This window comes from Achromobacter sp. Root83, from assembly GCF_001428845.1.
Taxonomy (GTDB): domain Bacteria; phylum Pseudomonadota; class Gammaproteobacteria; order Burkholderiales; family Burkholderiaceae_B; genus Achromobacter.
Window position 1 is genome coordinate 384,414 of sequence record NZ_LMIU01000022.1, and the last position, 18,979, is coordinate 403,392.

The following is an 18,979-nucleotide window of genomic DNA, read 5'->3' on the forward strand; positions in this document are numbered from 1 at the left end:
ACAAAAACATTCTGGAGATTCACTCATGGCCACCTACCAACCGCTCGAGCCCCAGGCGCCCTGGCGGCAACTGACGGCCGAGGCCTCGGACTGGCAGCAGGCGGACCCCGCCCTGCTCGGCACGATGCTGACCCAGCTTCACTGGATCCGCGCCTTCGAAGAAGCCGTGCTGGAACTGGCCGCCGAAGGCCTGGTGCACGGCCCCGCGCATTCGTCGGTGGGCCAGGAAGGCGGCGCCGTGGGCTCGGTGCTGGCCCTGGGCGCCGGCGACCAGATCAACGGCTCGCACCGCGGCCACCACCAGTTCCTGGCCAAGGCGCTGCAGCACGTGGCGCCGCTGGGCCAGGACCCGCGCAACCCGGTCACGCCCGCCATCGACGAGGTCCTCCACAAGACGCTGGCAGAGATCATGGGCCTGGCGGACGGCTATTGCCGCGGCCGTGGGGGCAGCATGCATCTGCGCTGGCTGGAAGCGGGCGCGCTGGGCACCAACGCCATCGTCGGCGGCGGCGTGCCGCTGGCGGCCGGCGCGGGCTGGGCGCACAAGCACGCCGGCACCGACCGCGTGGCCGTGACCTACTTCGGCGACGGCGCGGTGAACATCGGGTCCGTGCTGGAAACGATGAACCTCACCGCCGCCTGGAAGACGCCGCTGTGCTTCTTCATCGAGAACAACCGCTACGCCGTGTCCACGACCGTGGAAGAATCCACCGCCGAACCGCGCCTGTCGGCGCGTGGCCTGGCCTTCAACATCCCGTCATGGAAGGTCGACGGCATGGACCCGCTGGCGGTCCACCTGGCCATGTCGGAAGCCGTGGCGCACATGCGCGCGGGCAAGGGTCCGACCATCGTTGAAGTGGACGTCTACCGCTACTTCCACCAGAACGGCCCCTTCCCCGGCAGCGCCTTCGGCTATCGCACGAAGGATGAAGAGGCGCAATGGCGCCTGCGCGATCCGCTGGACCGGATCGCGTCGGAAATGATCGCCCGCAAGCTCGTCACGCAGGCCGACGTGGACGCGCTGCGCCAGCGCTGCAAGGACGTGATGAAGGACGTGTCCGGCCGGCTGACCGAAGCCGCGGACGGCGGCAAGCGCCGCGTGCGCGCCGACCTCTGGCCCAGCCCCGGCTTCCGCGACGTGGGCCTGCGCAGCGATGGCTCGGAACTGGCGGGCCTGCGCTACCAGGAAGCCTCGGACCACACCGGCGCCAAGATCGAACGCAAGTTCGTCGACGCGGTGGCCGACGTGCTGGACCGGCGCATGGAGACGGATGCGGGCGTGGTCGTGCTGGGCGAAGACGTGCACCGCCTGAAGGGCGGCACCAACGGCGCCACGCGCGGCCTGAAGGACAAGTACCCGGACCGCGTGCTGGGCACGCCGATCTCCGAGAACGCCTTTGCGGGCCTGGGCGGCGGCCTGGCCATGGACGGCCGCTACCGGCCCGTCGTGGAATTCATGTACCCCGACTTCATGTGGGTCGCGGCCGACCAGATCTTCAACCAGATCGGCAAGGCGCGCCACATGTTCGGCGGCGATATCGACATGCCCTTCGTGCTGCGCACCAAGGTCGCGATGGGCACGGGCTACGGCTCGCAGCATTCCATGGACCCGGCCGGCATCTTCGCCACCGCGCCCGGCTGGCGCATCGTCGCCCCGTCCACGCCCCACGACTACATCGGCCTGATGAACACGGCGCTGGCCTCCAAGGACCCGGTGCTGGTCATCGAGCACGTGGACCTGTACGCCTCGTCGGGCGACGTGCCCGACGGCGACCTGGACTACGCGATCCCGTTCGGCCGCGCCCACGTGCGCCGCGAGGGCGGCAAGGTCACCATCCTGACCTACCTGTCGATGGTCAGCCGCGCGCTGGCGGCCGCCGACGCGGCGGGCGTGGATGCGGAGGTCATCGACCTGCGCACGCTGGACCGCGCCAGCCTGGACTGGGACACCATCGGCGCCAGCATCCAGAAGACCAACAACGTGTTGATCGTGGAGCAAGGCGCCCGCGGCACGTCCTACGGCGCCATGCTGGCCGACGAGATCCAGCGCCGCTACTTCGACTGGCTGGACCAGCCGGTCAAGCGCGTCACCGGCGGCGAGGCCTCCCCCAGCATCTCGAAGGTGCTGGAACGCGCCGCGTTCGCCGATACCGACGAGGTGATGGCGGGCCTGGCCGACGTGCTGGCGGACCTGGGAGAACAGGCATGAGCGCCCTGCACATGACCGTGCCGATGGAGGTCGGCATCTGCTGCGCAGACCTGGATGCGCTGCTGGCCTTCTATACGGATGTGGTCGGCCTGACGCTCGTGAACCGCGTGACGGTGCCCGCCGACAAGGCCCGCGCCACGGGCCTCACGCAGCACGGCTACGACGTGGCGCGCCTGCAGACGCCATATGGCGAGCGCATCAAGCTGCTGCAGCCCGCCGCCGCCCCCGAGCCCGCCGTGCGCGGCAGGGCCATCCTGGACCGCCAGGGCGCCGCCTACCTGACCTTCATCGTGCGCGACCTGCGCGGCGTGGTGCGCGCCCTGGAAGCGAAGGGCGTCGCCTTCGACAGCGCGCCCGCACCGATGGAAGTGCGGCCGGGCACCTGGCTGGCCTTCTTCCGCGACCCCGAAGGCAATGTGCTGGAACTGGTCGAATACGACGACCCCGCCGCCTACCGGCCCGACCTGGCCGGCGCCGCTGAATAGGAAGAACATCGTGGCATACCTTATCAAGCTCCCCTCCGTTGCCGCAGACGCCTCGGGCGGCACCCTGCACCAGTGGCTCAAGAAGGAAGGCGACCGCGTCGCCGTGGGCGATGCGCTGGCGGAAATCGAAACCGAGAAGGCCATCGTCGAAATCAACGCCGAACAGGCCGGCGTGCTGGGCCGCATCGTGGTCCAGGCCGGCCCGGCCGCGGTGCCCATCAATACCGTGATCGGCGTGCTGATCGCGCAAGGCGAGGATGCGGCTGCGATCGATCGCGCGCTGGCCGAGCACGGCGGGGCTGTGGCGGGCGGTGCTGCGGCAGGGGCGCCGGCAGGCGCAGCGCCCGCCGCAGCGACGGCTGCCGCAAGCGCTTCCGCACACGCTGCGTCAGGCAGCGCTCCGGGCGGTGCGGCGGTGACGCAGCAGCCAGCCGCGCTTCCGGGTGCTCCGGCGCCCGCAGCCACCGCCGCTGTCCCGGCCTCCGGCGCGCCCGTCCCCGGCGGCCGTCTCTTTGCGAGCCCCTTGGCCCGCCGCCTTGCCGCGCAATGGCACGTCGACCTGCTGGGCGTCACCGGCACCGGCCCGCATGGCCGCATCGTGCGGCGTGACGTCGAAACCGCGCGCGACCGCGCAGCGGCCGCGCCCGCCGCCGCGACGCCGCTGGCCGCCCGCCCCGCCGCGCGCCGCGTGCCGCACACCGGCATGCGCCGCGCCATCGCGCGCCGTCTCACGGAAAGCAAGCAGCACGTGCCGCACTTCTACCTGACCGTCGATTGCCGCATGGACGCGCTGCTGGCCCTGCGCACGCAAGCCAACCACGGCGGCGCGGTCAAGCTGTCGGTCAACGATTTCATCGTGCGCGCGGCCGCGCTGGCGCTGCGCGAGGTGCCGGAAGTGAACGCCTCCTGGCATGACGACGACATCGAGTATCACGCCGGCGCCGACATCTCGGTGGCGGTGGCGACCGACGGCGGCCTGGTCACGCCCATCGTGCGCGATGCCGACGTGAAGCCGCTGTCCGCCATCTCGGCCGAGATCGGCGAGCTGGCCGGACGCGCCAAGGTCAACCGGCTCAAGCCCGAGGAATTCACGGGCGGCTCGCTGACGGTGAGCAACCTGGGCATGTACGGCATCAACCAGTTCGCCGCCATCATCAACCCGCCGCAAGCCGCCATCCTGGCCGTGGGCGCGGCCGAGCGCCGCCCGGTCGTGGACGAGGACGGGCAGCTTGCCGCCGCCACTGTCATGACGGTGACGCTGTCGGCCGACCACCGCGTGGTAGACGGCGCGGTCGGCGCGCGCTGGCTGGCCGCGTTCCGCGCGTTGATCGAAAACCCCGTGCGCATCCTGCTGTGAGCCTCGCCATGACGAAGACGACGTTTGACCTTGCCGTGGTGGGCGGCGGACCCGGCGGCTACGTTGCCGCGATCCGCGCCGCGCAGCTCGGCATGTCCGTGGCGCTGGTGGAGCGCGCCGAACTGGGCGGCATCTGCCTGAACTGGGGATGCATTCCCACCAAGGCGCTGCTGCACAGCGCCACGGTGCTGCGCGCCTGCCAGGAAGCGGCGCAGTACGGCGTGACGGGCGCGGGCGAAGCGCGCCCCGACCTGGCCGCCATGGTCGCCCGGTCCCGCAAGGTGGCCGGCCGTCTGGGCCAGGGCGTCGCGCACCTGATGAAGAAGAACGGCGTGTCGGTGTTCGCCGCCAGCGCCAGGCTTGCCGGATCCGGCAGGCTGTCGCTGGACAACGGCGCCACGCTGTCCGCCCGGCACATCGTCCTGGCCACCGGCGCGCGCGCCCGCGAACTGCCCGCGCTGCCCGTCGGCGAACGCATCTGGGCCTACCGCCAGGCGCTGGTCCCCGCCGAGATCCCGAAATCGCTGCTGGTCGTGGGCGCGGGCGCCATCGGCGCGGAGTTCGCCAGCTTCTACCGCGCGGTGGGCGCCGAGGTCACGCTGATCGACATGACGCCGGAAATCCTGCCGCAGGAAGACGCTGAAGTTTCGCAACTGGCGCGCAAGGCCTTCGAAAAACAAGGCATCCGCGTGGTGACCCGGTGTGCGGTGACGGCCTCGACGCAGACCGCCACGGGCGTGAAGGTAACGCTGGAGCAGGACGGCTACAAGACCGAACAGGACTTCGACCGCGTTATCGTCGCCGCCGGCATCGTCGGCAATGTGGAGAACCTGGGCCTGGAACAGACCCGCGTGAAGGTCGAGAAGACGCACATCGTCACCGACGGCCTGTGCCGCACCGGCGAACCGGGCGTCTACGCGATCGGCGACGTGGCCGGCGCGCCGTGGCTGGCGCACAAGGCCAGCCATGAAGCCGTGCTGTGCGTGGAAGCCATCGCCGGCAAGCCCGCGCACCCCATCGACCCGCTGCGCATCCCCGCCTGCACCTACTCTTACCCGCAGGTGGCCAGCATCGGCATGACCGAGGCCCGGGCCCGCGAGTCCGCCAGGCAGACAGGCGGCGAGATCCGTGTCGGCAGGTTCACCTTCGCGGGCAACGGCAAGGCCATCGCAATGGGCGAGGACCAGGGCCTGGTCAAGACCGTGTTCGATGCGAAGTCAGGCGAACTCCTGGGCGCCCACATCATCCATCCGGAGGCGTCCGAGCTGATCACGGGCTATGGCGTGGCGGCATCGCTGGAGGCCACCGAGGAAGACCTGATGCACACGGTGTTCGCGCATCCGACGCTATCGGAAACGCTGCACGAGTCGGTGCTGGCGGCGTTTGGGCGGGCGCTGCACGCGTAAGGCGCGGCGGGGTGCGCAACTGACCGGCGCCCATTCCGCTTGGGTGCCGGACACCGGCGCATCACTCGGGCGCCTGTCATCCGGGCATCGCGCCCTAGATCCGCCCCGCGTAGAAGTCCAGGAAACACGCAATGCGCCGCGAAAGCTGCGTGTTGCGGTAATACACGGCGTGCATGGGCTGCAGGTAATCGGTGTATTCGCTTTCCAGCACCTTCACCAGCCGCCCGGCCTGGATGTCTTCGCGCACCACGAAGTCCGACAGGCAGGCAATGCCCACGCCGCGCAACGCCAGTTGCCGCTGCGTTTCGCCACTGGACGTGGCGAGCGTCGGCGTCGCCTGGTAGCTGGTGCCGCCCGCGTGGCGCAGCGGCCAGACATTCAGGCTTTCCGGCTGGGTGAAGCCCAGCACCTCATGATCGGCCAGATCCTCCACCGTCCTGGGCGCGCCGCGACGCGCCACGTACTCCGGACTGGCCATCATCCAGCGCGGCGACGGCCGCAGCGGCCGCGCGTGCAGGGTCGAATCCGTCAGCGGCCCCATCCGCAGCGCCACGTCAGTGCGATGCTCCATCAGGTCCACGATGCGGTCGTTGCTGGTCAGTTCCAGCGAGATCTCCGGGTACTCGCGCCGGAATTCCGCCACGTGGGGCACCACGCAGTGCAGCATCACCGGCACCGACGCATCCACCCGCAGGCGGCCGGCGGGACGCTGATGCACCATGCGCATGCATTCCTCGGCCTCTTCGAGCGACGCGACGATCTGCCGGGCCTTGGGCAGAAAATGCCTGCCCTCTTCGGTCAGTTCCATGCGGCGCGTGGTGCGGTTGAGCAGCGTCACGCCCAGGTCTTCTTCCAGGCGCTGCAGGCCCCGGCTGACGCCCGACGCGGTCTGGCCGAGCATTTCGGCGGCGGCGCTCAGCGAGCCCGCGTCGACCACGCCGAGGAACAGGCGCAGGGCTTCGGAGTTCAGGGACATTTATCGCGCTCCGGTGGATGTCGTGGGATTTTATCGGGGCAACTCGTCGCGAACCATGACCGCCACGGCCGCCTGGCACAAAAAAAAAGCGGCGCACGAAGCGCCGCTTTCCTCAGCAACCGGCGATCAACCGATCAGCGCTTGCCCTTCTGCTTCAACTGCGACAGGTCCCGCACCGCGCCGCGATCCGCCGACGTCGCCAGCGCGGCATACGCCTGCAGCGCCTGCGACACCACGCGCTCGCGTCCCACCGGCTCCCAGCCGTCCGCGCGCGCGTCCATTGCCGCGCGGCGGCGGGCCAGTTCCTCGTCGGAGACGGCCAGGTGCATCTTGCGGTTCGGGATGTCGATCTCGATCACGTCACCCTCTTCCACCAGGCCGATCGTGCCGCCTTCGGCCGCTTCCGGCGATGCGTGGCCGATCACCAGGCCCGACGAACCGCCCGAGAAGCGGCCATCGGTGAAGAGCGCGCAGGTCTTGCCCAGGCCCTTGGACTTCAGGTAGGACGTGGGATACAGCATTTCCTGCATGCCCGGACCGCCCTTGGGGCCTTCGTAGCGGATCACCACCACGTCGCCCGCCACGATCTGGTCGCCCAGGATGCCTTCCACGGCGTCGTCCTGGCTTTCGAAGACACGCGCGCGGCCCGTGAAGACCCATTGCGACTCGTCCACGCCGGCCGTCTTCACGATGCAGCCCTTTTCAGCCAGATTGCCGTACAGCACGGCCAGGCCGCCATCCTTGGAATAGGCGCTTTCCTTGCTGCGGATGCAGCCCGTCTTGCGGTCGGTGTCCAGCGTCAGGAACGTGGCGTCCTGGCTGAAGGCGACGGTGGTCGGGATGCCGCCGGGGGCCGCGCGGTAGAACTTCCGCGCTTCCTCGCTGGCGTCGCCGGCCACGTCCCACTTCTGGATCGCGTTGCCCAGCGTGCCGCTGTGTACGTTGCCGCAGGTCAGGTCCAGCAGGTCCGCGCGCGCCAGCTCGCCCAGGATGCCCAGGATGCCGCCCGCGCGATGCACGTCTTCAATGTGGTACTTGTCGGTCGCGGGCGCCGCCTTGCACAGGCAGGGCACCTTGCGCGAGATGCGGTCGATGTCGGCCATCGTGAAGTCCACGCCGGCTTCCTGCGCCGCGGCCAGCAAGTGCAGCACCGTGTTGGTCGAGCCGCCCATGGCCACGTCCAGCGCCATCGCGTTCTGGAACGCGCTCTTGGTGGCGATGCTGCGCGGCAGGACCGATTCGTCCTCTTCCACGTAATAGCGGCGGCACAGGTCCACGACCAGGCGGCCGGCTTGCTCGAACAGCCCCTTGCGCCAGGCGTGCGTGGCCACGATGGTGCCGTTGCCCGGCAGCGCCAGGCCGATGGCTTCGGTCAGGCAGTTCATCGAGTTGGCGGTGAACATGCCGGAACAGGAGCCGCAGGTGGGGCAGGCGCTGCGTTCGATTTCGGCCACTTCGGCATCCGACACCTTGGGGTCGGCGGCCTTGATCATGGCGTCGATCAGGTCGATCTTGGCGATGACCGAACCGTCGGTCGGCGACTTGACCTTGCCCGCTTCCATCGGACCGCCGGACACGAACACGACCGGGATGTTCAGGCGCATCGCGGCCATCAGCATCCCCGGGGTGATCTTGTCGCAGTTCGAAATGCAGACCATGGCGTCGGCGCAGTGCGCGTTCACCATGTATTCCACCGAGTCGGCGATGAGCTCGCGCGACGGCAGCGAATACAGCATGCCCCCGTGGCCCATGGCGATACCATCATCGACGGCGATGGTGTTGAATTCCTTGGCCACGCCGCCGGCGGCTTCGATTTCCTTGGCCACCAGCGCGCCCAGGTCGCGCAGATGCACGTGGCCCGGCACGAACTGCGTGAACGAATTCACCACCGCGATGATCGGCTTGCCGAAGTCACCGTCCTTCATGCCGGTGGCGCGCCACAAGGCGCGGGCGCCGGCCATGTTGCGGCCGTGGGTCGAGGTGCGGGAACGGTAGTGCGGCATGATTTTGTCTCGGGCTGTAGCTGTTAGCGTGGGCGGCAAAACGGTAAATAATACGCTGGTTCGGCCCTGGGCCGCCCTGGCCCCCGCCCGGGACCGGTGATCGGCCATCAGGCGGACGCCCACGCCCGCGCGCCTGAACTGCGCCCGACACGCCAAGCCCGCCCCGCGCCACGCGATCCGCAACGCGCCTTGCGGCCTCGGACAGCAACGGCGCAACGGCGCAACGGGGGCATCCGCCGCTCAGCGCCGCAACGCCAGCAGCGCATCCTGCAAATGGCGCAGCCCGCGGCTGAGCGGCTTGTCGCGGCGCAGGACGATGGCCAGATCGCGCGACAGGCGCGGCGTCAGCGAGCGCACCTCCAATGCATCGCGCCGGCCCGCGCCCGACACCGCCAGCCGCGGCAGCACCGCGCAGCCCAGCCCCGCCGCCACGATCTCCTTCATGGCTTCCGTGCTGCCCAGCTCCATGACGGGCTTGGCCGCCACGCCCGCCGCCTCGAACCAGTCATCCACCAGCCGGCGCGTGCGCGCGCCGGGTTCGAACAGCACCAGCGGCAATTGCGCCAGCGACTGCGGCGTCACGATAGAGGGAATGGCGGCGGCGTCCCGCGCGGGGAAGATCGCCACGAACTCGTCCTCCATCACGGGCGTCGCCTGGAACATGCGGCCGGGCGCCGGCAGCGTGATCAGCACGATGTCCAACGTGTTGCCCTCCAGCCCCCGCAGCATGTCCGCCGTATTGCCGGTGCTGGCCACGATGTCCAGCGCCGGAAACCGCCGGCGCAGATCGGCCAGCAGCGGCGGAAGCAGATAGGTGCAGGCGGTGGCGCCCGTGCCCAGACGGATCCGGCCGGACACCTGGGACGCATGCGCGGTCATGGCCTGCTCGGCCTGCGCCAGCGCGCCATCGATCACCCGTATGTGAGTCAGCAGCTCTGCCCCCGCCGCCGTCGGCCCCGCGCGGCGTCCCACGCGCTCCACCAGCTTCAGCCCGAAGCGCCGTTCAAGCTGCCGGATCTGCAGGCTGACCGCCGGCTGCGTCACCCCGCCCCGTTCGGCGGCGGCGGAAAAACTGCCCAGTTCGATGACCTGCGCAAACGTGCGCAAATGGTCCAGGTTCAGCCCGCGCATCGCGTCCATCCAAAGTTTTGCTTATGAAAACCATAATAGACCAAAGCTTTATTAATGGATGCGCTTGCCCCACACTGGCGTCTGCCTTTCCGACCCTTTCGACATCCTTCTCGCCGGCCATCCCATGTCGCCCCACGCCCCCACCGTCCTCATCCGCGACAGCGCGGAAGCCGATCTCCCCGCCATCAAGACCATCTACGCGCACCACGTGCAGCACGGCACCGCCTCGTTCGAGCTGGACCCCCCATCCATCCCCGAAATGCTTCAGCGCCGCAGCGCCGTCCTGGAAAAGGAAATGCCCTATCTGGTGGCCGAAATCAACGGCGAGGTCGTAGGCTATGCCTACGTCACCCCCTACCGCCCGCGCCCCGCCTACCGGCACACCGTGGAAGACTCGGTCTACGTCAAGGCCGGCCGCGCCGGCCTGGGCATCGGCGGCAAACTGCTCGCCGCCCTGATCGACCGCTGTACCGCCGCGGGCTGGCGCCAGATGCTGGCGGTGGTGGGCGACAGCCGCAACGCCGCCTCGCTGGCGCTGCACGCCAGCCAGGGCTTCCATCCCGTCGGCACCCTGCGGTCCGTAGGACACAAGCATGGCGAATGGCGCGACACCGTGCTGATGCAGCGCAGCCTGGGCGAAGGCGACGCAACGCCCCCGCAACGGCCGTGATTTCCCCGCGCGCCATCGTCTGCCTGGGCCTGACCCAGCTAGTGGGCTGGGGCGTGACTTTCTACCTGATCGGCGCCCTGGGTCCCGCCATGACCGCCGACCTGGGCTGGAGCTCCGCCACCGTCTACGGCGGCTTCTCCGCCGCCATCGTCGTCATGGCCCTGGTCTCGCCCGCCGCCGGCGCGGCCGTGGATCGCTGGGGCGGCCACCGTGTCATGCCCACGGGCGCCGTGCTGTCCGCGGCCGGCTGCGCCATGCTCGCCGCCACGCACTCCCCCGTCCTGTATTTCGCGGCCTGGGCGGCCCTGGGCGTCGGCATGCGCCTGTGCCTCTACGACGCCGCCTTCGCCTCCCTGGCCCGCGCCGCCGGCCCCGCCGCGCGCCGCCCCATGTCCCAGATCACCCTGTTCGGCGGCCTGGCCTCCACCGTGATGTGGCCCATGGGCCACGCCCTGTCCGAATGGCTGGGCTGGCGCGGCGCCGCGCTGGCCTACGGCGCGCTGGCGCTGTCCACGCTGCCGCTTTACCTGGCCCTGCCCCGGCAACGCTACGCCGCCACCAAAGCAGACGCCGGCAAAGCCTCCACGGGCCTGACCCGCACCCCTGCCGAACGCCGCCTGGCCGGCGCGCTGTACGCCGTGATCGCGATGCTCACCAACTTCCTGGCCGCCGGCAACGCCGCCCACCTGTTTTCACTGCTCTCCGGCCTGGGCCTGGCCGCCACCGCCGCCGTCGGCGTCGCCGCGCTCTGGGGCATCGGCCAATTCGCCGCCCGCCTCACCGACGTCATCCTGGGCTCCCGCCTGCACCCGCTGACCCTGAACCTCGCCGCGGGCGTCGCGCTACCGCTGTGCTTCCTGCTCGCCCTGCTGCCGCAAGACACGCTCTACACCGCCGCCGCCTACACCCTGCTCTACGGCGCCTGCAACGGCCTGATGACCATCACCCGCGGCACGCTGCCGCTGGCCCTCTTCGACTTCCGCAGCTACGGCACCCTGGTCGGCGCCCTGCTGATCCCCAGCTTCCTGCTGACCGCCGCCGCCCCCATCGCCTACGCATTCATCATCGAAGCGCAAGGCGCACGCGCGGCAATGGCCGTCTCCGCCATCCTGGCAGCCATCATCGCCGCCGGCGCACTCATATTGAGATGGAAATTCATGGCGCGGGTCACCGACACATCCAGGGCGGACGCTCACTCGCGCAGCGCCACCGCCACGACGCAAAACACCGCGTAAGTCCCACAAGGCCGCCCGCGCGGCCGCCACGGGGCGGACCCCGCAAGACGCTCCAACACCCAAAGACGACGGCAAGAACCTGAAGAACCCCGCCCGCCCCAGCGGCCGGCAGGCTTCAATCACTGGAGCCCGGCGCGTCGGCGGCCTGGGGTGCGCGGGGCGTGTAGATGCGCCCGACGGAATCCGAAGGCAGCCGCCGCAGGCGGCCACGAGGATGAGGACGGGGGGGCCCGCCTAGGGCAGTCCGGAGCGAAGGCTCCGGACCGCAATCGTAGCCCCGCGCACCCCAGGCCGCCGACGCGCCGGGCGTCTCAAGAACGCCCACGCCGCATGCCCCAAAAAAAACACAAAAACCAACCAGCCCGACAAAAACCCAAAAAACCATCACCCCTCAGCAGCAGAAGCCACCACCCACTTCTCCCACCCGATCTTCCTCAACTTGCAAGCCGGACACTCCCCGCACCCGTACCCCCAATCATGCCGAGCCCCCCGCTCCCCCAGATAGCAGGTATGGCTTTCCTCGACGATCGTCTCCACCAGCGCATCCCCGCCCAATTGGTAAGCCAGCGCCCAGGTCTCCGACTTATCGATCCACATCAAAGGCGTCTCGATCGTCACCCGCGACCCCAGCCCCAACCCCAGCGCCACCTGCTGCGCCTTGATCGTATCGTCGCGGCAATCCGGATACCCGGAAAAATCCGTCTCGCACATCCCGCCCACCAGCACATCCAACTGCCGCCGATACCCCAGCGCCGCAGCCAGCGTCAGAAAGAGCAGATTGCGCCCAGGCACGAACGTATTCGGCAGCCCATTGGCCTGCATCTCGATCGCCCGGTCGCTGGTCATGGCCGTATCGCCCACCTGCCCCAGCACCTTCAGATCCAGCAGATGATCCTCGCCCAAACGCGCCGCCCAATCGGGGAAATTGGCCCGGATCTCCCGCAGCACATTCAGCCGCGCCGAAAGCTCTATGTGATGGCGCTGGCCATAATCGAACGCCACCGTTTCCACATGGGCATAACGGTCCAGCGCCCAGGCCAGGCAAGTGGTGGAATCCTGCCCGCCCGAAAACAGCACGAGCGCGCGACGTTGATGATTTTGCATAAAGGGGGCTTCTGGAATGACGAAGGGACACCTTGGACTTTAACCGAGCAAAGCCGCTTCCCCGTAAGGAACGCTGCGTAAAATCAACCGGTCATTTTCAAGGTTCACCCGCAACGCCCGCTTCGACTCCTTCCTTTCCTACAGCCGCCAGACGGATCCCCGAACGATGAATGCCAAGCGCACGCAGTCCGATTCCGCAGAACCCTTGCGTCACGACATCCGGCTCCTGGGCCGCCTGCTAGGAGAGGTCATCGAAGAATGCGAAGGCAAACGCGTCTTCGACACCATCGAAACCCTGCGCCGCACCGCCGTCAAATTCCGCCGCGAAGGCAACGACGCCGACAGCAAACTGCTGGAACAGCGCGTCAAGCGCCTGCAAGGCAGCGACCCCAACTCCGTCGCGCGCGCCTTCAGCTACTTCCTGCACCTGGCCAACATCGCCGAAGACCGCGACCAGAACCGCCGCCAGCGCGCCCGCGCCCTCACCGACGACACGCCCGCGCGCGGCAGCCTGCGCGAAGCCATCCAGATCCTGGGCGGACAAGGCGTCGGCGTCGCCCGCATCCGCCGCCTGCTGGCCGACGCCTGCGTCATGCCCGTCCTCACCGCCCACCCCACCGAAGTCCAGCGCAAAAGCACCCTGGACGTGCACCGCGAGATCTCCACCGCCCTCGCGCAACGCGAAGCCCCGCTCACCCCCGAAGAACTGGCCGAACTGGACACCGCCCTGCTGGGCCGCGTCGCCACGCTGTGGCAGACCCGCATGCTGCGCTACACCCGCCTCACCGTCGCCGACGAAATCGAAAACGCGCTCTCGTACTACCGCAGCACCTTCCTGCAAGTTATCCCGCGCCTGTACGCCGACCTGTCCAAACTGCTCAACCGCGAACCCGCCAAACCCTTTGCCGCCCCGCCCCCGCCGCTCGAACCCTTCCTGCGCATGGGAAGCTGGATCGGCGGCGACCGCGACGGCAACCCCAACGTCGACGCCGCCACCCTCGAACGCGCACTGCTGCGCCAGGCCACCGTCCTGTTCGAGCACTACCTGCAAGAGGTCCACGCGCTCGGCGCCGAACTCTCCATCACCACCCTCCTGATCGCCGCCGACCCCCAACTGCTGGCGCTGGCCGACAGCAGCGGCGACGACTCCCCGCACCGCAGCGACGAACCCTACCGTCGCGCCCTCGTCGGCGTCTATGCCCGCCTGGCCGCCACCGCGCTGCGCCTGACCGGCCAGAACCTGGCCCGCCGCAGCACCGTCGCCGCCCCCGCCTACGACGCCCCCGAAGAACTGTCCGCCGACCTCGCCGTCATCGCCGCATCGCTCGCCGCCCACCACGGCGCGCCCGTCGGCAAGCTGCGGCTGGCCGGCCTGCAGCAGGCCGTCCAAGTCTTCGGCTTTCACCTGGCCACCGTCGACCTGCGCCAAAGCTCAGACGTCCACGAAAACGCGCTGGCGGAACTGTTCTCCCGCGCCGGCGCCACGCGCAATGGCAAACCCCTGGACTACCTGGCGCTGACCGAAGCAGAACGCGTCGAACTCCTGCGCGCCGAACTGGCCCAGGCGCGCCCGCTCGCCTCGCCCTGGATCGCCTACAGCGAAGACACCACCCGCGAACTCGCCGTGCTGCGCGCCGCCGCCGCCGGCCGCGCCCGCTACGGCAAGCAGGCCGTGCGCCAGACCATCGTGTCCCACACCGAAACCCTGAGCGACCTGCTCGAAGTCATGGTGCTGCAGAAAGAGGCCGGCCTGATCGCCCCCGCCGGCCAGGACATCGCGCCCGAAGACGGCCTGATGGTCGTGCCCCTGTTCGAAACCATCCCCGACTTGCAACGCGGCGCCGACATCATGGCCGCCTGGCTCGACCTGCCCGAAATCCGCCAGCGCGTGAAACACGCGCAGAACGGCGCGCAGGAAGTCATGCTGGGCTACTCCGACAGCAACAAGGACGGCGGCTTCCTCACCTCCAACTGGTCGCTCTACCAGGCCGAACGCGAACTGGTCGACGTCTTCTCCCGCCGCAACGTCCGCCTGCGCCTCTTCCACGGCCGCGGCGGCTCCGTCGGCCGCGGCGGCGGCTCCAGCTTCGACGCCATCCTCGCCCAGCCCCCGGGCACCGTCGCCGGCCAGATCCGCCTGACCGAACAGGGCGAAGTCATCCAGAGCAAATACAAGGACGCCGAAGTCGGCCGCTGGCACCTGGAACTGCTGGTCGCCGCCACCCTGGAATCCAGCCTGGCCCCGCGCGCCGAAGCCACCAGCGCCGAAGACGCGCACATGGCCCACCACGGCCCCGCCATGTCCTTCATGTCCGACACCGCGCAACGCACCTACCGCGGCCTCGTCTACGACACCCCCGGCTTCGCCGAGTACTTCTTCGCCGCCACCCCCATCAGCGAAATCGCCGGCCTGAACATCGGCTCACGCCCCGCGTCCCGCAAAAAAGGCCAGCGCATCGAAGACCTGCGCGCCATCCCCTGGGGCTTTTCGTGGGCCCAGTGCCGCCTCATGCTCACCGGCTGGTACGGCATGGGCTCCGCTATCGAGGCCTACGTGGAAACCGGCACCGCCGACGCCCCCCGCTCCCGTCGCTCACGCCTGGCCCAACTGCGCGAAATGGCCCGCGACTGGCCCGCCTTCCGCACCCTGCTCTCCAACATGGAAATGGTGCTGGCCAAATCCGACCTCGCCATCGCCGCCCGCTACGCCCAGCTCGTCCCGCAGCGCGCCCTGCGCGAACGCATCTTCGGCGCCATCAGCGCCGAACACGGCCGCACGCTCGCCATGCTCAAGCTCCTGACCCAGCGCGAACTGCTGGCCGACAACCCCACGCTGCAAGTCTCGCTGCGCGAACGCTTCGCCTACATCGACCCGCTCAACTACCTGCAGATCGACCTGATCCGCCGCCACCGCGCCGCGCACAAGCACCCCAACCCGGAAGTCGACGAACGCGTGCAACGCGCGATCCACCTGACGATCAACGGCATCGCGGCCGGGCTGAGAAATTCGGGGTAACCGGGGCACGCGGGCGGCAGGCGCCTGACGCATGGGGCGCCTGTGCACTGTCGCGCGAGCGGGTCTCTGCCACCTGACGCGAACGCACAAAAAAAGCAGAGCCGCCGTACAAGCCGCCCCCATCACATCGTCCCCGCAAGCGCGAAGCGCCCCAGCCACGACGCCAAACACCACGTAAGCCCCACAAGGCCGCCCGCGCGGCCGGCATGGGGCGGGCCCCGCAAAACGCTCCAACCCCGCCCCGGCTCACGGCCAGAACATCAAGAACCCCAGCCCCCCCAGAACCCGGCAAGATCCAGCCACCAGAGCCCGGCGTGGCGGCGGCCTGGGGCGCGCGGGGCGTGTAGATGCGCCCGAGGGAATCGGAAGGCAGGCGCCGAAGGCGACAACGACGATGACGACGGGGGGGCCCGCCTAGGGCAGTCCGGAGCGAAGGCTCCGGACCGCAATCGTAGCCCCGCGCGCCCCAGGCCGCCGCCACGCCGGGCGCCTAAAGAACCCTGACCGCCGCCAGCCTCCCCACCAGCCCAAACACCCCACGCCCCCCACGTAGACGCCAGCCCACCCGCCACCAAACGTCCACTCCTCGAACACCCGAAAACCCCCATTTGTCCGCCCCCCGCGACTTTTAGTACTATCTTCACCAGAAATTCTATACACGCACAAATGTTCGTATATAGAACAAAACGATTTTTCTGGCCAAGCAAGCACAGAAAGGCACCCCTGGACGAGACAGAGTTCACCCTGATCCCCGCCGTGCCCGCCTGCAAGCAACCGCCGCAAGCACCAAGCGAGCCATCATGGACACTCCCCTCAAGAATCTCGCCATCATCGGCGCAGGCGCCATGGGCAGCGGCATCGCCGCGCTGTTCGCCTCGAAAGGACTCAACGTCGTCCTGATCGACCCGATGGAAGGCGCCCTCGAGCGGGCCCTGAAGACCATCGACCGCCAACTGAACGTCTACGCCCCCGGCAACGTCCAGGAAGCCATCCAGCGCATCCGCCTGGAACCCGGCCTTGAAGCCGCCGCCACCAGCGACCTCGTCATCGAAGCCGTCCCGGAAAACCTGGACCTCAAGCGCGGCATCTTCGCCAAGCTCGACTCCCTGTGCCCCGCGCACACCCTGTTTGCCACCAACACCTCCGGCCTGTCCATCAACGCCATCGCCAGCGCCGTCCTGCGCCGCGACCGCTTCGTCGGCACCCACTTCTTCACCCCCGCCGACGTCATCCCCCTGGTCGAAGTCGTCCGCAACGACGACACCTCCGAAGACACCGTCGCCCAGGTCATGGCCACCCTGCGCCACGCCGGCAAGCGCCCCGTCCTCGTGCGCCAGGACATTCCCGGCTTCATCGCCAACCGCATCCAGCATGCGCTTGCCCGCGAAGCCATCTCCCTGCTGGAAAAAGGTGTAGCCAGCGCCGAAGACATCGACGAAGTCGTCAAATGGAGCCTAGGCATCCGCCTTGCCCTGTCCGGCCCGCTCGAACAGCGCGACATGAACGGCATCGACGTCCACTACGCCATCGCCAGCTACCTCTACAAAGACCTCGAAAACCGCACCGAACCGTCCGACCTGCTGAAAAGCAAAGTCGAAAACGGCCAGCTCGGCGCCAAGAGCGGCCAGGGCTTCTACACCTGGAGCCCCGAACGCCGCGAACGCGTCCTGCGCGAAAAAAGCGCCACGCTCGGCGAACTGGCTGCCTGGCTGAACAGCAAGGCCCCCGACTCCTGAACCCAGGCCGCTTCGAAAGACCGTATTTGCAAAAGATAAGGCGCGGGGGCCACCGCCAACCGCGCCATCGGGCCACGAGCCCAACCACACAAAGAAAACCAATCGTCCCACCCGCCCGCATCGCCACCCGATGCCCGGCAGCGCAAGACATCAGAGAACCCGCCTACGGAGTTTGTTGGAGGCACCATGAATAAACTAGCTTCATTCTTTACCGAGCTGATGCGCAAGTATCTGCCCGATCCCTTCGTCTTCGCGATCGCGCTCACCTTGCTCACCGTCCTGCTCGCCATGGGCATCGAAGGCCAGGGCATCGGCGACGTCACCCGCGCCTGGGGCAAGGGCTTCTGGAGCCTGCTGGCCTTCACGACCCAGATGGCCGTGATCCTCGCGATGGGCTACGTGCTGGCCACCGCGCCCCTCACCGACCGCCTGCTCAACCGCATCGTCAGCCACGTCCACAAGCCGCACACCGCCATCATCGTGGCGACGCTCGTCGGCGGCGTCGGCAGCTACCTGAACTGGGGCTTTGGCCTGGTCATCGGCGGCATCGTCGCCAAGAAACTGGCCCTGAAGGTCAAGGGCGTGCACTACCCCCTGATCATCGCCGCCGCCTATAGCGGCTTCACCATGTACGGCCTGGGCCTGTCCGCCAGCATCCCGGTACTGGTCGCCACCCCCGGCCACCCCACCGCCAATCAGATGGGCACCATCCCGCTGTCGGAAACCATCTTCTCGATTCCCATGCTGATCACCAGCCTGGTCATCATCATCACGCTGCCGCTGCTCAACGCCTGGCTGCACCCCAAGAACGGCGAGAAGATCGTCGAAGTCGATCCGGACATCGACCGCGACGCCAAGGCGTCGAACGCCGCCGAAGACATGCTGGAAAAAGGCACCATCGCCTCCAAGCTCAACAACAGCCGCATCCTCAGCATGCTGATCGGCGCGCTGGGCGTGGCCTACGTGGTCTTCCACTTCATGGACGGCGGCTCGCTCGACCTGAACCTGATCAACTTCATCATCCTGTTCCTGGGCATCATCCTGCTGGGCACGCCGGCCGCCTACGTGGCCAAGCTGACCGAAGGCATCAAGACCATCTCCGGGATCATCCTGCAATACCCGTTCTACGCCGGCATCATGGCCATCATGGCCGCCTCGGGCCTGGTCACCACGATCTCGAAAGTGTTCGTCGACGTCGCCACGCCCGAAACGCTGCCGTTCTGGGGCCTCATCAGCTCGTTCGTCATCAACTTCTTCGCGCCGTCCGCCGGCGGCCACTGGGTCATCCAGGGTCCGTTCATGATCGACGCCGCCAAGGAAATCGGCAGCGCCTTGAACCAGACCACGATGGCCGTCATGCTGGGCAACGCCTGGAACGACCTGGTGCAGCCCTTCTGGATCCTGCCGGCGCTGGCCCTGTCCAAGCTCAAGCTGCGCGACGTGATGGGCTATACGGTCATCATGATGCTGTGGGTCGGCGTGATCCACATCACCGCCGTGCTCGCCTGGGGCTATTTGACGCATTGATCAGTCCCCCCCCTACGCGCTGCGCGCGCCCCCCAAAGGGGGCGACACCTACAGACCGGCGGAGCCGGATCTGGTGGTGTCCCCGATCGGGGGGAGCTGGGAGTGTTGTTGGGGCGGTGTTCTT

Annotated in this window: 13 protein-coding genes; 9 read left to right on the top strand and 4 right to left on the bottom strand. The window is 68.5% G+C overall.

Annotated features, from left to right (window positions below; genetic code table 11):
* The first annotated feature begins 25 nt into the window (after positions 1 to 25).
* Genes ASE30_RS17500 through lpdA form a run of 4 tightly spaced genes read left to right on the top strand, consistent with a single transcriptional unit; the run spans position 26 to position 5,457 of the window.
* Positions 26 to 2,209: a thiamine pyrophosphate-dependent enzyme gene (locus ASE30_RS17500; RefSeq protein WP_057285544.1), complete on the top strand. Its 2,184-nt coding sequence runs from the start codon at positions 26 to 28 to the stop codon at positions 2,207 to 2,209.
* The gene (locus ASE30_RS17505) at positions 2,206 to 2,694 is read left to right on the top strand and encodes a VOC family protein (protein WP_057285545.1); all 489 of its coding nucleotides are present in this window, start codon (positions 2,206 to 2,208) and stop codon (positions 2,692 to 2,694) included. The genes ASE30_RS17500 and ASE30_RS17505 overlap by 4 nt, the downstream gene beginning before the upstream one ends.
* A 10-nt stretch (positions 2,695 to 2,704) precedes the next feature.
* Positions 2,705 to 4,051: a pyruvate dehydrogenase complex dihydrolipoamide acetyltransferase gene (locus ASE30_RS17510; protein ID WP_057285546.1), complete on the top strand. Its 1,347-nt coding sequence runs from the start codon at positions 2,705 to 2,707 to the stop codon at positions 4,049 to 4,051.
* Positions 4,052 to 4,059: 8 nt separating this feature from the next.
* Positions 4,060 to 5,457 carry a dihydrolipoyl dehydrogenase gene (lpdA, locus tag ASE30_RS17515; protein ID WP_057285547.1) on the top strand — a complete coding sequence of 466 codons (1,398 nt, stop codon included), beginning with the start codon at positions 4,060 to 4,062 and terminating at the stop codon, positions 5,455 to 5,457.
* A 94-nt stretch (positions 5,458 to 5,551) separates the two neighbouring features.
* Here the strand turns inward: lpdA and ASE30_RS17520 are convergent, their stop codons facing one another.
* The 3 genes from ASE30_RS17520 to ASE30_RS17530 form a co-directional block, all read right to left on the bottom strand.
* Positions 5,552 to 6,433 (bottom strand): LysR family transcriptional regulator, encoded by an 882-nt coding sequence (locus ASE30_RS17520; protein WP_057285548.1) that lies wholly within the window; start codon positions 6,431 to 6,433, stop codon positions 5,552 to 5,554.
* 134 nt (positions 6,434 to 6,567) lie between these two features.
* A complete protein-coding gene (gene ilvD, locus ASE30_RS17525; RefSeq protein ID WP_057285549.1) occupies positions 6,568 to 8,436 on the bottom strand; it encodes a dihydroxy-acid dehydratase in 1,869 nt (622 codons plus the stop codon).
* A 240-nt stretch (positions 8,437 to 8,676) separates the two neighbouring features.
* Complete coding sequence (locus ASE30_RS17530; RefSeq protein ID WP_057285922.1) at positions 8,677 to 9,567, bottom strand: LysR family transcriptional regulator; 891 nt, start codon at positions 9,565 to 9,567, stop codon at positions 8,677 to 8,679.
* Positions 9,568 to 9,691: 124 nt separating this feature from the next.
* Between ASE30_RS17530 and ASE30_RS17535 the strand changes: the two genes are divergently transcribed.
* A complete protein-coding gene (locus ASE30_RS17535; protein ID WP_057285923.1) occupies positions 9,692 to 10,237 on the top strand; it encodes a GNAT family N-acetyltransferase in 546 nt (181 codons plus the stop codon).
* On the top strand, positions 10,234 to 11,472 hold the full coding sequence (locus ASE30_RS17540) for an MFS transporter (protein WP_057285550.1): 1,239 nt from the start codon (positions 10,234 to 10,236) through the stop codon (positions 11,470 to 11,472). Before ASE30_RS17535 ends, ASE30_RS17540 begins: the two co-directional genes overlap by 4 nt.
* A 384-nt stretch (positions 11,473 to 11,856) precedes the next feature.
* Here the strand turns inward: ASE30_RS17540 and queC are convergent, their stop codons facing one another.
* Positions 11,857 to 12,576 (bottom strand): 7-cyano-7-deazaguanine synthase QueC, encoded by a 720-nt coding sequence (gene queC, locus ASE30_RS17545; RefSeq protein WP_057285551.1) that lies wholly within the window; start codon positions 12,574 to 12,576, stop codon positions 11,857 to 11,859.
* A 166-nt stretch (positions 12,577 to 12,742) separates the two neighbouring features.
* Here queC and ppc point away from each other — a divergent pair, with 166 nt between their 5' ends.
* From ppc to ASE30_RS17560, 3 genes are all read left to right on the top strand, one after another.
* Positions 12,743 to 15,592 carry a phosphoenolpyruvate carboxylase gene (gene ppc / locus ASE30_RS17550; RefSeq protein WP_057285552.1) on the top strand — a complete coding sequence of 950 codons (2,850 nt, stop codon included), beginning with the start codon at positions 12,743 to 12,745 and terminating at the stop codon, positions 15,590 to 15,592.
* 800 nt (positions 15,593 to 16,392) lie between these two features.
* Positions 16,393 to 17,328 carry a 3-hydroxyacyl-CoA dehydrogenase family protein gene (locus ASE30_RS17555; RefSeq protein WP_057285553.1) on the top strand — a complete coding sequence of 312 codons (936 nt, stop codon included), beginning with the start codon at positions 16,393 to 16,395 and terminating at the stop codon, positions 17,326 to 17,328.
* A gap of 186 nt (positions 17,329 to 17,514) precedes the next feature.
* A complete protein-coding gene (locus tag ASE30_RS17560; protein WP_057285554.1) occupies positions 17,515 to 18,855 on the top strand; it encodes a short-chain fatty acid transporter in 1,341 nt (446 codons plus the stop codon).
* The last annotated feature ends 124 nt before the right edge of the window (positions 18,856 to 18,979 follow it).

What these genes read in the sequence shown, in the direction of transcription:
- ASE30_RS17500 (WP_057285544.1), top strand. Translation starts at nt 26, where the DNA reads ATGGCCACCTACCAACCGCTCGAGCCCCAGGCGCCCTGGCGGCAACTG.
- ASE30_RS17505 (WP_057285545.1), top strand. Translation starts at nt 2,206, where the DNA reads ATGAGCGCCCTGCACATGACCGTGCCGATGGAGGTCGGCATCTGCTGC.
- lpdA (WP_057285547.1), top strand. Translation starts at nt 4,060, where the DNA reads ATGACGAAGACGACGTTTGACCTTGCCGTGGTGGGCGGCGGACCCGGC.
- ASE30_RS17520 (WP_057285548.1), bottom strand. Translation starts at nt 6,433, where the DNA reads ATGTCCCTGAACTCCGAAGCCCTGCGCCTGTTCCTCGGCGTGGTCGAC.
- ilvD (WP_057285549.1), bottom strand. Translation starts at nt 8,436, where the DNA reads ATGCCGCACTACCGTTCCCGCACCTCGACCCACGGCCGCAACATGGCC.
- ASE30_RS17530 (WP_057285922.1), bottom strand. Translation starts at nt 9,567, where the DNA reads ATGCGCGGGCTGAACCTGGACCATTTGCGCACGTTTGCGCAGGTCATC.
- ASE30_RS17535 (WP_057285923.1), top strand. Translation starts at nt 9,692, where the DNA reads ATGTCGCCCCACGCCCCCACCGTCCTCATCCGCGACAGCGCGGAAGCC.
- queC (WP_057285551.1), bottom strand. Translation starts at nt 12,576, where the DNA reads ATGCAAAATCATCAACGTCGCGCGCTCGTGCTGTTTTCGGGCGGGCAG.
- ppc (WP_057285552.1), top strand. Translation starts at nt 12,743, where the DNA reads ATGAATGCCAAGCGCACGCAGTCCGATTCCGCAGAACCCTTGCGTCAC.
- ASE30_RS17555 (WP_057285553.1), top strand. Translation starts at nt 16,393, where the DNA reads ATGGACACTCCCCTCAAGAATCTCGCCATCATCGGCGCAGGCGCCATG.
- ASE30_RS17560 (WP_057285554.1), top strand. Translation starts at nt 17,515, where the DNA reads ATGAATAAACTAGCTTCATTCTTTACCGAGCTGATGCGCAAGTATCTG.